A 14,975-nucleotide genomic window follows, 5' to 3' on the forward strand; every position below is an offset into this window, starting at 1 on the left:
TCGACCGGTACTAATAGGCCGAGGGCTTAACCACCCTAAACATTATGCTCGACGCGTCCACTGTGTGATTCACAGCAAACGAACAACCAAGCACCAACCATTAGTTGTGGTTGTCGCTTGCTGGTTGTTGTTTCGCTGATGGTTGTTTCGGTGGTCATAGCGGAGGGGAAACGCCCGGTCTCATTCCGAACCCGGAAGCTAAGCCCTCCAGCGCCGATGGTACTGCACTCGGGAGGGTGTGGGAGAGTAGGACGCCGCCGGACTCAACGTAGACAGCCGAGGGCCGCTCCGAGACGGAGTCGGCCCTCGGCTGCTTTTGTATGTACGCCCCCGAGTAACTTTGAGTGTTGAGGCTTGCCCGCCATACCGAGGGCCCGCCGTACCGGAAGGATTGATCCGTGACTACAGGACCCCAGGACGGCGGCTCCGGCCCCCGCGACGACGACCGCCCGGCCGGCCGCGGCGGTGACCGCGACCGCGGTGGCTTCCGGGGCGACCGGGGCGATCGCGGAGACCGAGGCGAGCGGGGCGGCTACCAGAACCGCGACGACCGTGGCGGCTACCGCGGCGGCGACCGTGACCGTGGCGGCGACCGCGGAGGTTACCGTGGCGGCTCCTCCGGCGGCGACCGTGGCGGTTACCGCGGCGGCTCGTCCGGTGGCGGCGACCGTGGCGGCTTCCGGGGTGGCGACCGTGACCGTGGTGGCTACCAGGGTGGCGGCGACCGCGGAGGCTTCCGTGGCGGTGACCGTGACCGTGGTGGTTACCAGGGCGGCGGCGACCGTCGTGGCGTCTCCGGCGGCGATCGGGGCGGGTTCCGTAGCGACCGGGGTGACCGCCCTCAGGGCGGCGGCTACCGGGGTGACCGCCCTCAGGGCGGCGGCTTCCGGGGCGGCGACCGTGACCGTCCACAAGGCGGCGGGTTCCGTAGTGACCGTGGCGACCGTCCGCAGGGTGGCGGCTACCGGGGTGACCGTCCCCAGGGTGGTGGCGGCTTCCGGGGCGGCGACCGTCCCTCGTACCAGGACCGTGGCGATCGTCCCCAGGGTGGTGGCTTCCGCGGCGGTGACCGTGACCGTGGTGGCTACCAGGGTGGCGGCGACCGGGGCGGTTACCGGGGCGGTGGCGATCGCGGTGGCTACCGGGGCGGCGACCGCCCGCAGGGTGGCGGCTACCGGGGCGATCGTCCCCAGGGTGCCGGCGGCTTCCGGGGCGGCGACCGTCCCTCGTATCAGGACCGTGGCGATCGTCCCCAGGGCGGTGGCTTCCGCGGCGGCGACCGTCCCTCGTACCAGGACCGTGGCGATCGTCCCCAGGGCGGCGGTTTCCGCGGCGGCGACCGTGACCGGCCGTCGTACCAGGATCGTGGTGGCGACCGGGGTGGGTTCCGCGACCGCCCGTCGTACCAGGACCGGGGCGACCGCCCGCAGGGTGGCGGCTTCCGGGGTGGCGACCGTGACCGTGGTGGCTACCAGGGCGGTGGCGACCGGGGTGGGTTCCGTGGCGGTGACCGTGACCGTGGTGGCTACCAGGGTGGTGGCGACCGGGGTGGGTTCCGTGGCGGTGACCGGGACAGCAGCGGGCCGCGCAGCAGCTACCAGGGCGACCGGGGCGGGTTCCGCGGCGGCGACCGCGAGCGGCCGTCGTACCAGGACCGGGGTGACCGGGGCGGCTACCAGAACCGCGACGACCGCGGTGGGTACCGTGGCGGCGACCGCGACCGTGGGGGCTACCCCGGCGGCGGGGACCGGCCGGGCAACCGCAGCGGCGGGGGCTTCCGCGGCGACCGTCCGGCGGGCGACCGCCCGTACGGCGACCGCCCTCAGCGTGACCGGGGTGACCGTCCGCAGGGAGGCGGCTTCCGGGGTGACCGTGACCGGCCGTCGTACCAGGACCGAGGCGACCGCGGCGGCTTCCGGGGCGGCGACCGTGACCGGGGCGGCTACCAGAACCGGGACGACCGGGGCGGCTTCCGCGACCGGGACGACCGTGGGCCGGCCCAGGACGAGCCGGGCGGCGACGAGCAGGCCTTCAAGGCGCCGGAGATTCCCGAGGAGATCCAGGCGACCGACCTCGACCAGGAGGTGCGCTCCGAGCTCGTCTCGCTGGCGCGCGACGTCTCCGACAAGGTCGCGCGGCACCTCGTGGCGGCCGGCCAGATCATCGACGAGGACTCCGAGCTCGCCCTGCAGCACGCGATCGCGGCCCGCCGGCTGGCGTCGCGTATCGCCGTGGTGCGGGAGGCCGTCGGTCTGGCCGCGTACGCCGCGGGGGACTGGACGACCGCGATCGCCGAGCTGCGTACGTACCACCGGATGACCGGCCGTCAGACGCACCTGGCCGAGCTGGCCGACTGCGAGCGCGCGCTGGGCCGCCCCGAGCGGGCCATCGACCTGTTCCGCGGGGCCGACGTCGAGAAGATGGACAAGTCCGGCGCGATCGAGCTGCTGATCGTGGCGGCCGGCGCGCGGGGCGACCTCGGCCAGCACGACGCGGCCGTGGCGATGCTCCAGGTGCGCGAGCTGACCGCCGACGAGGACGCCGACTGGGCGGCCCGCCTCCGGTACGCGTACGCCGACGCCCTGCTCGCCGCCGGTCGGCGGGACGAGGCCCGGGAGTGGTTCTCGCGCGCCGCGGCGGTCGACGACGACCAGCTCACCGACGCGGCCGAGCGCCTGCTCGAGCTCGACGGCGTCAGCATCGAGGGTGACGAGCCGGAGGACGAGGACGACGCCGAGCCGGACTCCGAGCCCCGCGCCGCCGCCGACGATGACGACGAGGAGTCCGCTCGCGACTCGTACGACGGCGACGACGAGTTCGACGAGGATGACGAGGACGAGGGCGACGAGGACCTCGACGACGTCGCCGCCAAGACCGACGACTACGACGACTCGGACGAGGACGACGACTCGGACGACGAGGACGAGGACGACGAGCCGGTGGCCGTGGCCGAGACGGACGTGAACACCGACCCGGTCGAGGCCAGGAGCGGCGACGTCCCCGCCGTCAACTTCTCGGCCGGCGAGGCGAAGGACGACGAGCCCGAGGGCAAGAAGACCCAGGAGTGAGCGACCACCTCGCGGCCGTCTACGACCTGGTCATCTTCGACCTGGACGGCGTCGTCTACCTGACCGACGAGCCGATCGACGGCGCCGCCGAGGCGATCGAACGCCTGCGGACCGCCGGCACTGCGGTGGCGTACGCGACGAACAACGCGTCCCGCCGCGCCGCCGACGTCGCCGCCGCCCTCACCGGCATGGGCGTACCCGCGGAACCGGCCGAGGTCCTCACCTCGGCCGGCGCCGCGGCGTCCCTGCTCGCCCGGAAACTCCCCGCCGGCTCACCCGTCCTGGTGGTCGGCGCCGACGCCCTGCGGGCCGAGGTCCGTGACGCCGGCCTGGTCCCCGTCGAGAAGCTCGAAGACAACCCCGCCGCCGTCGTGCAGGGCTACGGCCCCGACGTCGGCTGGCGGATCCTCTCCGAGGCCGCCCTGGCCGTCCGCGCCGGCGCCTTGTGGGTCGCCACCAACACCGACCGCACCCTGCCCAGCCCCCGTGGCCCCCTACCCGGCAACGGCTCGCTCGTCGCCGTCCTGCGTACCGCCCTGGACCGCGACCCCGACCTGGTGGTCGGCAAGCCCGAGCCGGCCCTCTTCACCACCGCCGCCGCGAACGCCCACGCCAAGCACCCCCTGGCCGTAGGCGACCGCCTCGACACCGACATCCAGGGCGCGGTGACCGCCGGCCTCGACAGCCTCCTGGTCCTCACCGGCGTAAGCACCCCCGCCGACCTCCTGGCCGCGACTCCGGACCGCCGCCCCACCTACGTGGCCGCCGACCTCGCCGCCCTCTTCCACCCCGCCGATGCCCTACGCGTCCCCCTGGACGCCACCAAGGCCGACGGCTGGCAGGTCACCCGCGAGGACGAAACCGCCACCCTGACCGGCGACGGCGACCCCCTGACCGCTCTGCGCCTGCTCTGCACCACCACCTGGACCGGTGTCCCCCTCACCTCCCTCCGGGCCGGCTCCGATGCCGCCCGAGCGTTGTTCCAGGACTGGGGCTTGTAACCCGATCCACCGTCCCGACCACCGCGGCCCGGCCGCGCCTGGCCACCTGGCCAAGCGCAGCCGGGCCGCCCCTTTTCCACGGCCCGCCGTGCCCGAACAAGGCCAGTCTCCGCTGCGCTGCGCAGCACCGGCCCACCGCGCCGCCCGCGCAGTTGCGCGATGTCCGAAAGCCGCCAGACCTCGAGCTGGGGGCGGGTGACCATGGAGTCTCAAATGATTTTGGAGGCTCTTGATGCACGTCGTGCCTGGACTGAAGGTTCTTTACTTCGGCACGCCGGTGGTGCTGATCAGCACGCTCAATCCGGATGGCAGTGCGAATCTGGCGCCGATGTCGTCGGCCTGGTGGCTGGGGCAGACGGCGGTGCTGGGGATGGGGGATCGCAGTCAGACGGCGGCGAACCTCTGGCGGGAGCGGGAGTGTGTGCTCAGCCTGCCTTCGTCGGGGCTGGTCGAGGCGGTGGACCGGATCGCGATGACGACCGGGCGGGCCGACGTGCCCGAGACTAAGCGGGCGCAGGGGTACAGGCACGTGGCGGACAAGTTCGCTGTGGGTGGGCTGACTCCGCAAGCGTCCGAACTGGTCGGGCCGCCGCGGGTGGCGGAGTGCCCGATCCAGCTTGAAGGGCGCGTGACGGGCATGCATCCGATCACCGAGCCGGGAATGCGGGCTTCGGCCTACCAGGTGGAGGTGCTGCGGGCCCACGTCGAGAAAGATCTGATGGTTCCGGGGACGGCGCATGTCGACCCGTTGCGATGGGATCCGCTGATCATGAAGTTCACCGAGTTCTTCGGTGGGGGCGTCAACCTGCACTCGTCGCGGCTCGCGCAGGGCTGGCAGATGCCTGCCCTGCGCCGATGAGGGCCACTTTGGTCAGAGGAGTTTGCGCAGCTTCAGCAGGTCGAAGGGGTTGGCCTTGATCTGGATCTGGCGGGAGGCGATGGCCCGGGTGACGTCCAGCTTGCCCTGCAGCAGGGCCAGGAGGTTGTCGCTGTCGGCGGTGAGGGCGATCTTGGCTTTGGGGTCGTCGCCGTCCGTGATGTCGATCAGGCGGCCGCCGGTGAGGCGGCCGTGGAAGGCTGTCTGCAGGTCGGGGACGCGGCATGCCAGCGTACGGTCGAAGTCGAGTTTGCCCTGGGTCTCGGCGTTGCGATCGAGCTTCGCCGCCAGGGCGTGCAAAGCGTCTCGGCACTCGTCCACGGTGGCCATGTGACAACCTTTCCTCGCGACACCCGGCCCGCATACCGGACCGTACCTCCCTAAGTCTTTCCCACCTCCCGGTAGCGTTGCACCCGACGAGCCGCGAGAGGAGCGGAAAAATGCCGGACGCATGGCGGGCGTATCTGGACCTTGCCCTCGGATTGACCGAGGCGCCCCGCAAGCGCGCGCAGAAAGTTGCGGGCGAACTGGTCAACAAGGGTGGGGCGACGGCCGCGCAGTTGCAGGGGCTGGTGGACGATCTGCTGTCGGCCGGCGTGGCCAACCGCGAGGCGCTGACCAACATCGTGCGCTACGAGGTGGAGCGCGCGCTCAACGTGGTCGGTCTGGCCACGGCCGAGGAGGTCACCGAGCTGCAGAAGCGGCTCAAGGACCTCGAGGATCAGCTGCGTGACGCGGAGGCCCGGGCCTCGGTGAGCTCGGAGGACGAGTACGAGACGGGGGGCACCCGGATCGAGCGGCCGGCCCCGCTGCCGCGTAAGAAGGCGGCGAAGAAGGCCGTTCCGAACGCGATGCCGTCGGCCGGGACCACGCCCGCGGCCGCGCCGGCGAACACGTCGCGGCTCGCCAAGAAGGCCGTGGCGAAGAAGGTGGCGGCGGCGGAGACGGCTACGGCCGGGGCCGCGCCGATCCCGCCGGCGAAGAAGGCGGTCGCCAAGAAGGCCGTGGCGAAGAAGGTCGCGGCGGACGACACCGCCACGGCCGGGGCCACGCCGGTCGGCCCGGCCAAGAGGGCCGCGATCGGGGAGAGCAGGCCGGGCACGCCCGGTCAGAACGTCGCCGAGACCGAGGCCACGCCCAGCGCGGCCATCAAGAAGGTGGCGAAGGCGGCGAAAAAGGCCCCGGCGAAGAAGGCGGCCAAGAAGGCCACCCCGGCTGCGCCGGCGGGTACGGCCGAGGCGCCGACGGCCGCCGTGCGGGACGCGGCCGCCGGTACGGTCCTGCCGCCGCTGAGCGCGCCCGAGACGCCGGCCCCGATCGAGAACAAGCCGGGTTCGGAGGCCTGACCCGATGACGTTCCCGTTCAAGCCGGGCCCGCCGCAGGGTGGCGCGTTCCGGCCCGGCCCGCCGCCGCACCGGCCCGCTCCACCGCCGGGCGTCCCTTACGGCCCGGCGCAGGGCGGTCAGCAGCCGGCGCAGCCGCACGCGGAGGCCTTCGTCGAGGCGAGTGGGCAGATCGTCGAGGAGACCGGCCACCCGGCCGTCGACGCGGTGCTGAAGGCGCTGGAGAACGCGAGCCGGCTCGCCCCGGCCGAGCAGATCGCCGAGTACGAGGCGGCGCACCAGGTCTTCCAGGAGACCCTGGCGAGCATCGACCGGTGAGTGCTCTCTGATGGCCCGGCGAGCGAGACTCGACGCCGAGCTGGTGCGGCGCAAGCTGGCCCGGTCCCGGGAGCAGGCCGCCGCGCTGGTCGAGGCGGGCCGGGTGCAGGTGCGGGGGACGGTGGCCCGCAAGGTGGCGGCCATGGTCGACCCGGCCGATCCGGTGCTGGTCACCGGGGAGGACCCGGCCACGGAGTACGTGTCGCGGGGCGGGCACAAGCTGGCCGGTGCGCTCGAGGCGTTCGCCGGGTCCGGGCTGACCGTGACCGGCCGGCGTTGCCTCGACGCCGGCGCGTCGACCGGTGGCTTCACCGACGTGCTGCTGCGCGCCGGCGCGGCCCGGGTGGCCGCCGTGGACGTCGGGTACGGCCAGCTGGCCTGGCCGATCCGCACCGACGAGCGCGTCGACGTCTACGAGCGCACGAACGTCCGTACGCTCACGCCCGAGGTCATCGGGGGACCGGTGGACCTGACCGTGGCCGACCTGTCGTTCATCTCGTTGCGGCTGGTGCTGCCGGCGCTCGCCGCGTGCACGAAGGACGACGGTGACCTGGCGCTGATGGTCAAGCCGCAGTTCGAGGTGGGCAAGGACCGGGTGGGCGCCGGCGGGGTCGTACGGGACTGGCCGTTGCGGGCCGAGGCGGTCATGGATGTCGCCGTCGCGGCGGCCGAGCTGGGCCTGGGTACGAAGGGCGTGACCGCGAGCCCGCTGCCGGGGCCGAGCGGCAACGTCGAGTTCTTCGTGTGGTTCCGGCGGGACGCGCCGCCCGCCGATCGTGCGGAGATCGACCGAGTGGTCGCCGCGGGACCGGACAACGGGGTAGCTTCGGCCGCGCTGAAGGACTCGCTGAAGGACTCGCCGGCCCCCTTGGAGGACACATGACGCGCTCGGCCCTGCTGGTCACGCACACCGGCCGGCGGCAGAGCACCCAGCACGCCCGGTCCGTGGCCCGCGACCTGGTCGCGGCCGGGTTCGAGGTCCGGGTGGTCGCCGAGGAGGTGGCCGATCTCGATCTGCCGCCCGAGGTGACCCCGGTCAGCGGGATGGCGGCCGCCGAGGGGGTGGAGATCGTGCTGGCCCTCGGCGGCGACGGCACGTTCCTGCGCGCGGCCGAGCTGGCCCGCCCGGTCAAGGCGCCGCTGCTCGGCATCAACCTGGGCAAGGTCGGCTTCCTGGCCGAGGCCGAGATCGACCACATCGACCAGGCCGTCAAGGACATCATCGACGGCTCGTACAAGGTGGACGAACGGTTGACCTTGGAGGTGCGGGCCGAGTACGACGGACGGCTGATCGCCGAGTCGTGGGCGCTGAACGAGGTGAGCGTCGAGAAGGGGCAGCGGGCGCAGATGCTCGAGCTGCTCGTCGACGTGGACGGCCGGCCCCTGGCCCGGTACGGCTGTGACGGTGTGGTGTGCGCCACTCCGACCGGCTCCACGGCGTACGCGTTCTCCGGCGGCGGACCGGTCGTCTGGCCCGAGGTCGAGGCGCTGCTGCTGGTCCCGATCAGCGCCCACGCGCTGTTCAGCAAGCCGCTGGTCACCGCGCCGACGTCGACGTTCGCGCTGACCGTGGATCCGTACACCTCCTTTGCCGTGCTGTGTTGCGACGGCCGCCGCACGTGGGACCTTCCGCCGGGGGCGAAAGTCACGGTCGAGCGCGGCCAGCTCCCCGTACGGCTGGTCCGGCTCGCACCCAGGCCATTCACCGATGTCCTGGTCGCGAAATTCGCGCTCCCGGTCGAGGGCTGGCGGGGCAATCGGCGTTAAAAACGGTTGTCATTGGGTTTTCCGCCGCGGGAAAGCTCAGCCGCAGTGGGCGATTGTCGGTGGGGACCGATACTGTCTGCCCTGTGCTGGAGGAACTGCGGATCACCGGGCTCGGTGTCATCGATGACACGACCCTGCGGCTGACGACGGGGATGAACGTCATCACCGGTGAGACCGGTGCCGGTAAGACGATGGTGGTGACCGGTCTCGGCCTGCTGTTCGGCGGCCGGGCCGACGCGGGCCGGGTGCGGGCCGACCCGGGCCGGGCGGTCGTGGAGGGCCGGCTGGGCCTGAGCGGCAAGCTCGGCGACGAGGTGCGGACCAGGATCACCGACGCCGGGGGCGAGCCCGACGACGACGGCTCGGTCCTGCTGAGCCGCACGGTGACCATCGAGGGGCGTTCGCGGGCGCACGTCGGCGGCCGCAGCATGCCGGTGGCGATGCTGACCGACATCGGCGAGCGGGTCCTGGCCGTGCACGGCCAGTCCGATCAGCTGCGCCTGCTGCGCCCGGCCGAGCAGCGCGGGGCCCTCGACCGCTTCGCCGGCCCCGAGCACGAGAAACTTCTGGAGACCTATCGCGAGGCGTACGGCCGCTGGCGTGCCGTCGTCGACGACCTGGCCGACCGCCGCCGCAACGCGCGGGACCGGGCCCAGGAGGCCGACCTGCTCAAGCTCGGCCTCGACGAGATCAGCCGGGTCGACCCCCAGCCGGGGGAGGACGAGGAGCTGCGGGCCGAGGTGCAGCGCCTCGAGCACGCCGAGGGTCTGCGGGTGGCGGCCACGATCGCGGCCCAGGCGCTGGCCGGCGGGGTCGAGGTGAGCGACGAGACGCCCGACGCGACGCAGCTGCTGGGCACGGCCCGGCGCACCCTGGAGGCGCAGGCCGAGGTCGACGCGTCGCTGAGCGAGCTGGCCCTGCGCATCGAGGAGGCGGCCACCCTGGTCGGTGACGTCGCCTCCGAGCTGTCGACCTATCTGGGCACACTCGACGCCGACCCGGCCCGGCTGGAGCAGATCTACGAGCGGCGGGCCGCCCTGCGCAGCCTGACCCGGAAGTACGCGGATGACGTCGAGGGGGTCATCGCCTGGGCCGACAACGCCCGGACGAGGCTGTCGCAGCTCGACTCCTCCGACGAGCTGCTGGAGGAGCTCGACAAGGAGCGGCTGCGCCTGGCCGCCCAGGTCGGCGAGCTGGCCGGGCGGCTGACCGCGGCCCGGGTCGACGCCGCCGGCCGTTTCTCCGAGGCGGTGAGCGTGGAGCTGGCCGGTCTGGCCATGCCGCACGCGCGGGTCGAGGTGGCGGTGCTGCCGCGCAGCGCGGGCAAGGACGAGCCGAACATCGACGGCCTGGCCGTCGGGCCGGACGGCGCCGACGAGGTGGAGCTGCGCCTGATCGCCCATCCGGGCGCGCCGTCGCTGCCGCTGCAGAAAGGCGCCTCCGGCGGTGAGCTGTCCCGCGTCATGCTGGCCATAGAGGTCGTCTTCGCCGGCGCCGGCGGTCCCGAGACGCTGGTCTTCGACGAGGTCGACGCGGGGGTCGGCGGCACGGCGGCGGTGGAGATCGGCCGGCGGCTGGCCCGTCTCGCGCGTACGCATCAGGTGCTCGTGGTGACCCACTTGCCGCAGGTGGCGGCGTTCGCCGACCGCCATCTGGTCGTCGCCAAGGACACCGGTGGCGCCATCACGACCAGTGGCGTGCGCATCGTCGAGGAGACCGAGCGGGCCCGCGAGTTGTCCCGGATGCTGGCCGGTCTGCCCGACTCCGACCTGGGCATCGCGCATGCGGAGGAGCTGCTGGCGGTCGCGGGCCGCGAGAAGACCGCACGGTGACAGCGACCGGGGCGTTATGCCCCTTTTGTGGGTGAGATCGCGCATGTCGCGTGCGAGGCGCGTGACCCGGCGTGTCAGGATGGCCGTGATGCGACTTCCGACCTTGCGCCGAACCCGGAGCACCGATCCCGAGGCGATCACCGGCACCGCCCGCCTGGACAGGCGGACCAAGCGGCTGACCGGCCGCCTGCGCCCGGGTGAGATTGCCGTGATCGACCACGTCGACATCGACCGGGTCGCGGCCGACGCGCTGGTCGCCGTCGGCGTCAAGGTCGTGCTCAACGCGAAGCCGTCGATCTCCGGCCGCTACCCCAACCTGGGCCCGGAAGTCCTCATCAAGAACGGCGTCATGCTCATCGACGACCTCGGTGAGGAGGTCTTCGAGCGGCTGCACGAGGGCGACCAGATCGTCATCGAGGGCGACACCGTGCTGCTCGACGGCGAGGCCGTGGCCACCGGCGTCCGGCAGGACACCGAGACCGTGGCGCGCTCGATGGCCGACGCCCGCGAGGGCCTGTCCGTGCAGCTCGAGGCGTTCGCCGCGAACACGATGGACTACCTCAAGCAGGAGCGCGACCTGCTGCTCGACGGCGTGGGCGTGCCCGACGTGCAGACCCGCATCGCCGGGCGGCACGTGCTGATCGTCGTGCGCGGTTACGACTACAAGGACGACCTGGACGTCCTGCGGCCCTACATCCACGAGTACAAGCCGGTGCTGATCGGCGTCGACGGCGGGGCCGACGCGCTGGTCGAGAACGGCTACACCCCTGACATGATCATCGGCGACATGGACTCGGTCACCGACGACGTGCTGCGCTGCGGGGCCGAGGTCGTCGTGCACGCCTACCCGGACGGGCGCGCGCCCGGCCTGGAGCGGGTGCACAAGCTGGACGTGGCCGCGCTGACCTTCCCGGCCGCGGCCACCAGCGAGGACCTGGCGATGCTGCTGGCCGACGAGAAGGGCGCCACGCTCATCGTCGCCGTCGGCACCCACGCCAACCTGGTCGAGTTCCTCGACAAGGGCCGCGGCGGCATGGCCTCGACGTTCCTGACCCGGCTCAAGGTCGGCGGCAAGCTGGTCGACGCCAAGGGTGTGAGCCGGCTCTACCGGCAGGGCATCTCCGGCTCGGCGCTGCTGCTGCTCGTGCTCTCGGCGCTGGCCGCCATGGCCTCGGCCGTCGCCGTGTCGACGATCGGCAAGGCGTATCTGACCGTGGTCTCCGAGTGGTGGGACAATCTGGTTTTCCAGCTCGGCCACCTCTTCTAAGGGCTTGTCGTGATCAACTTCCGGTATCACGTGGTGTCGCTCACCGCGGTCTTCCTGGCGCTGGCCATCGGCCTGGTCGTCGGCACCGCCGCGCTCAACGGCCCGGTCGCCGAGAACCTGAAGAGCCAGATCACCGCGCTGAACAAGGACAACAGCAACAAGCGCGACCAGATCAACCAGTACCGCGACGAGCTCAACCGCAGCCAGGAGTTCGCCACCGAGATCGCCCCGACGCTGCTCAACGGCAAGCTCACCGGCCGCAAGCTGGCCGTGGTGGCGCTGCCCGGCACCACCGACTACGCCGACGACGTGGCGGCGATGCTGAAGGTCGCCGGCGCCACGATCACCGCCACCGTCACCGTGCAGGACAAGTTCTTCGACCCGGCCGTCGAGGTCGAGCTGCTCGACCTGGCCAGCCAGTCGTCGCAGCCGAGCATCCAGAGCGACGAGCTGCCGCTGCCGCTCAACAGCAACGGCGTCGAGACGGCCAGCGCCCAGCTCGCGCTCACGCTGCTGCAGCACACCGGGGCCACCCAGGCCGCCGCGGGCGACGTCACGGCCGTGCTCACCGCATACTCCGAGCAGGGCTACATCAAGGTCGAGGACAAGGCCGTGGGCGGGGCCGAGGCGGCCGTGATGATCTCCGGTGAGCCGCCCGCCGACAAGGACGCGGCCAAGCGCAACCAGGCCGCGCTGACCACGGCCAACCAGTTCCGCCGCTACCGCCCGCTGGTGGTGGCCGGCGGCGGCGTCGGCGACGGCAACCTGGTCTCCCAGGTGCGCGGCGACCCGACGCTGGTCAAGGACATCTCCACGGTGGACAACGCGAGCACCACGGACGGGCAGGTCGCGACCGGCATGGCCACCGTCGAGCGGCTGGTGCAGGGCAAGGTCGGCCAGTACGGGCTGGCCGCCGGCGCCTCGTCGCTGGTGCCCAAGGCCGCGTCCTAGCGGCCGTTCTCTAGACTTCCCAGCCATGGCCTCTGGAGTTCTCCGGTCGTTCGGCGCCGGCGCGTCCGTCGCCCGCGCCGCCCTCGCCTGGATCCGCCGCGACCCCAACGCGCACGCCCTGGAACGGACCAACTTCCACGGGCGCACGGTCACCCTGGCCGGCGGCCCGGCGCTCGCGCTGGGCGCGACGGTGGGCGCGGCGATCGGGGCCCGCGACGGGCGTACGGCGGCCGCGGCCCTCACGGCCGGCGCGGTGTCGGGCGCGGTCGGGCTCTACGACGACGTCGTGGGCAACCGGCCCGACCAGAAGGTGTTCAAGGGCTTCGCCGGGCACCTCGGCGCGGCCCGCGAGGGCAAGGTGACCAGCGGTCTGGTGAAGATCGCCGGGGTCGGCGCGGCGGCGTTCGTGGCCAGCGCCCTGGTCGGCAGCAGCCGCCGTACGAAGATCGGCCGCGCCACGGACGTGCTGCTCGGGGCCGGGGTCGTCGCCGGCACGGCCAACCTGCTCAACCTGCTCGACCTGCGCCCGGGCCGGGCCATCAAGGCGTCCGCGGTCCTCGGGGCGCCGCTGGCCCTGGGCCGCAAGGGCGGGGTCGCCGCGGGCACCCTCGGCGCTGCCTCCGGTCTGGTCGCCGACGACCTGGCCGAGGAGATCATGCTGGGTGACTCGGGGGCGAACGCCCTCGGCGCGCTGCTCGGGGTGGCGCTGATCGCGCGTACCGGGCCCGCCGGCCGCGCGGCCGCGCTGACGGCCCTGGCCTCGCTGACCGCGGCCAGCGAGAAGGTCAGCTTCACCAAGGTCATCGAGGACACCCCGTGGCTGCGCTACCTCGACGAGCTGGGCCGTCGCCCCGCGCACCAGTGACGGTGCGGCCGGCGGCCAAGATCGCCGGGGCCGCGGCGCTGATCACCGTGCTCACGGTGGTGGCGCGGATCGCGGGGTTCGGGCGCACCTTCGTCTTCCTGCACACCGTCGGGCACGGCCCGCTGGGCGACATCTACAACGCCGCCAACACCATCCCGAACATCGTCTTCGAGCTGGTCGCGGGCGGCGCGCTGGCCAGTCTGGTCGTCCCGCTGCTGGCCGGGCACGTCGCGTCCGGCGATCGACAGCGCGTCGACGCCGTCGCCTCGGCCCTGCTGACCTGGGTGCTCGTGCTGCTGGTGCCGCTGGCCGGGCTGGTCGCGCTGCTGGCCGGGCCGATCGCGGCGCTGTTTCCCGACGTGCCGCCCGAGCACCAGGAGACCGCGGCGAGCATGCTGCGGGTCTTCGCTCCTCAACTTCCGCTGTACGGGATCGGCATCGTGCTCACCGGCGTGCTGCAGGCCCACCACCGGTTCGCCTGGCCGGCGATCGCTCCCTTGCTCTCCAGCGTGACCGTGATGGGCGCCTACCTGACGTACGCCGTGGTGGACGGGGCCAAGACGGACTTCCCGGGGCTGACCCGCTCCGGCGAGCTCACCCTGTCGATCGGCACCACCGCGGGCGTCGTCGTGCTCGCCCTGTGCCTGCTCGTCCCGCTGCGCAAGCTGCGCTTGCGACTGCGTCCCACATTGCGCTTCCCGGGAGCGGAGGGTCGTCAGGCCGTACGCCTGGGCTGGGCCGGCGCGGTAACGGTCGGCTCCCAGCAGGTGATGACGGTGGTGGTGATCGCCCTCGCGGCCGGTGGCGGGTTGACCCTCTACAACGCGGCCCAGACGGTCTTCCTGCTGCCGTGGGCGGTGCTGGCGGTGCCGGTGGCAACCGCGGTGTATCCGTCCCTGGCGGCCGCGGCGTCGACGGGGGACGAGGAGGGTTATCGGCGGTCGCTCTCCGGGGCCGCGCGCTCGGTGATGCTGCTGGCCGGGTTGGGGGCGGCGGCGCTGATCGCCTTGGCCGGGCCGATCGCCTATCTCACCGGGGCGGCCCCGGCCTCTTCCGGGATTGTCGGATTTGCGCCTGGGTTGTTGGGTTACGCGCTCTTCGCGCTTTTGTCGCGGGCGCTTTACGCACGTGGGGCGACGGTGGCCGCGGCCTGGTCGACCGCGGCGGGATGGTTCGTCGCCGCGGCGGCCGCTTTGGTTTTCTCCACGCTCGACGACTCACGGCAGGTGCTGGGTCTGGGGCTGGCCAACACGGTCGGCATGACGGTGATCGGCGTGTTGCTGATCTTGGCTGTACGGCGGGCGGCCGGACCCTCCTCGCTGGCCGGGCTGCCGCGGGCGGCCGTCGTGGCGGTGCTGGGCGGCGGCGCGGCCGCGCTCGCCGGATGGGGCGTGGTGGCCGGAATCGGCCACCTCTTCGGCCCGACCCCGACGGTCGCGGGCAGCGTCGTCCAAGGCATGCTGGGTGGGCTCGCCGTCCTCGGAGTCTTCTTCGCGGTCGCCTACCCGGCGGCCCGGCGCGACTTGGCGCCCCTGACGGCCCCGCTCACCCGCCGCCTCCGCCGCGGCCGGAAATGAGGCCGCGCGGTGCAACGCCAAAGGGTCGCCGGTTGTCATAGAAGGCAAGACGGAGCCGCGGGCGCTTTCCGGGCAAGGGCGGGTCGCCGGAGTGCGGGTGGCGCGGCG

At 72.7% G+C, this 14,975-nt stretch carries 14 protein-coding genes and 1 rRNA gene; 13 read left to right on the top strand and 2 right to left on the bottom strand.

Translation table 11 applies throughout. The features are described 5' to 3' along the window. The first annotated feature begins 146 nt into the window (after positions 1-146). Positions 147-263: ribosomal RNA gene (gene rrf / locus AB0J66_RS11370) — 5S ribosomal RNA — on the top strand. Here rrf and AB0J66_RS11375 read toward each other — a convergent pair. After that, positions 264-2,141 carry a hypothetical protein gene (locus AB0J66_RS11375; RefSeq protein ID WP_364658715.1) on the bottom strand — a complete coding sequence of 626 codons (1,878 nt, stop codon included), beginning with the start codon at positions 2,139-2,141 and terminating at the stop codon, positions 264-266. Here AB0J66_RS11375 and AB0J66_RS11380 point away from each other — a divergent pair. The 3 genes from AB0J66_RS11380 to AB0J66_RS11390 all read left to right on the top strand — a co-directional run bounded on the left by AB0J66_RS11380 (position 2,085) and on the right by AB0J66_RS11390 (position 4,928). Next, positions 2,085-3,068 carry a Replicase polyprotein 1ab gene (locus AB0J66_RS11380; RefSeq protein ID WP_364658716.1) on the top strand — a complete coding sequence of 328 codons (984 nt, stop codon included), beginning with the start codon at positions 2,085-2,087 and terminating at the stop codon, positions 3,066-3,068. The genes AB0J66_RS11375 and AB0J66_RS11380 overlap by 57 nt on opposite strands. Further along, positions 3,065-4,069, top strand: a complete 1,005-nt coding sequence (locus AB0J66_RS11385; protein WP_364658718.1) for an HAD-IIA family hydrolase — start codon at positions 3,065-3,067, stop codon at positions 4,067-4,069. Before AB0J66_RS11380 ends, AB0J66_RS11385 begins: the two co-directional genes overlap by 4 nt. Before the next feature lie 232 nt (positions 4,070-4,301). Then, positions 4,302-4,928, top strand: a complete 627-nt coding sequence (locus tag AB0J66_RS11390) for a flavin reductase family protein (RefSeq protein WP_364658720.1) — start codon at positions 4,302-4,304, stop codon at positions 4,926-4,928. Positions 4,929-4,940: 12 nt separating this feature from the next. Here AB0J66_RS11390 and AB0J66_RS11395 read toward each other — a convergent pair whose 3' ends face one another. Then, positions 4,941-5,276, bottom strand: a complete 336-nt coding sequence (locus AB0J66_RS11395; RefSeq protein ID WP_364658723.1) for an SCP2 sterol-binding domain-containing protein — start codon at positions 5,274-5,276, stop codon at positions 4,941-4,943. Between the two features lie 110 nt (positions 5,277-5,386). Between AB0J66_RS11395 and AB0J66_RS11400 the strand changes: the two genes are divergently transcribed. The 9 genes from AB0J66_RS11400 (at position 5,387) to AB0J66_RS11440 (ending at position 14,867) form a co-directional block, all read left to right on the top strand. After that, a complete protein-coding gene (locus tag AB0J66_RS11400) occupies positions 5,387-6,292 on the top strand; it encodes a hypothetical protein (protein ID WP_364658725.1) in 906 nt (301 codons plus the stop codon). A gap of 4 nt (positions 6,293-6,296) precedes the next feature. Beyond that, a complete protein-coding gene (locus AB0J66_RS11405) occupies positions 6,297-6,608 on the top strand; it encodes a hypothetical protein (RefSeq protein ID WP_364658727.1) in 312 nt (103 codons plus the stop codon). Positions 6,609-6,618: 10 nt separating this feature from the next. Next, complete coding sequence (locus tag AB0J66_RS11410) at positions 6,619-7,491, top strand: TlyA family RNA methyltransferase (protein WP_364658729.1); 873 nt, start codon at positions 6,619-6,621, stop codon at positions 7,489-7,491. Beyond that, positions 7,488-8,375 carry an NAD kinase gene (locus AB0J66_RS11415; RefSeq protein WP_364658731.1) on the top strand — a complete coding sequence of 296 codons (888 nt, stop codon included), beginning with the start codon at positions 7,488-7,490 and terminating at the stop codon, positions 8,373-8,375. The genes AB0J66_RS11410 and AB0J66_RS11415 overlap by 4 nt, the downstream gene beginning before the upstream one ends. Before the next feature lie 83 nt (positions 8,376-8,458). After that, positions 8,459-10,207 (top strand): DNA repair protein RecN, encoded by a 1,749-nt coding sequence (gene recN / locus AB0J66_RS11420; protein ID WP_364658733.1) that lies wholly within the window; start codon positions 8,459-8,461, stop codon positions 10,205-10,207. 88 nt (positions 10,208-10,295) lie between these two features. After that, positions 10,296-11,474 carry a putative cytokinetic ring protein SteA gene (gene steA / locus AB0J66_RS11425; protein WP_364658735.1) on the top strand — a complete coding sequence of 393 codons (1,179 nt, stop codon included), beginning with the start codon at positions 10,296-10,298 and terminating at the stop codon, positions 11,472-11,474. A gap of 9 nt (positions 11,475-11,483) precedes the next feature. Beyond that, positions 11,484-12,425: a copper transporter gene (locus tag AB0J66_RS11430; RefSeq protein ID WP_364658737.1), complete on the top strand. Its 942-nt coding sequence runs from the start codon at positions 11,484-11,486 to the stop codon at positions 12,423-12,425. Positions 12,426-12,450: 25 nt separating this feature from the next. Then, entirely contained in the window at positions 12,451-13,290 is an 840-nt protein-coding gene (locus AB0J66_RS11435) for a hypothetical protein (protein WP_364658739.1), read from the top strand. Further along, positions 13,287-14,867, top strand: a complete 1,581-nt coding sequence (locus tag AB0J66_RS11440) for a lipid II flippase MurJ (protein ID WP_364658741.1) — start codon at positions 13,287-13,289, stop codon at positions 14,865-14,867. The genes AB0J66_RS11435 and AB0J66_RS11440 overlap by 4 nt, the downstream gene beginning before the upstream one ends. Positions 14,868-14,975 lie beyond the last annotated feature (108 nt).

The sequence above is a fragment of the Actinoplanes sp. NPDC049598 genome (assembly GCF_040675435.1).
Classification (GTDB): Bacteria; Actinomycetota; Actinomycetes; order Mycobacteriales; family Micromonosporaceae; genus Actinoplanes.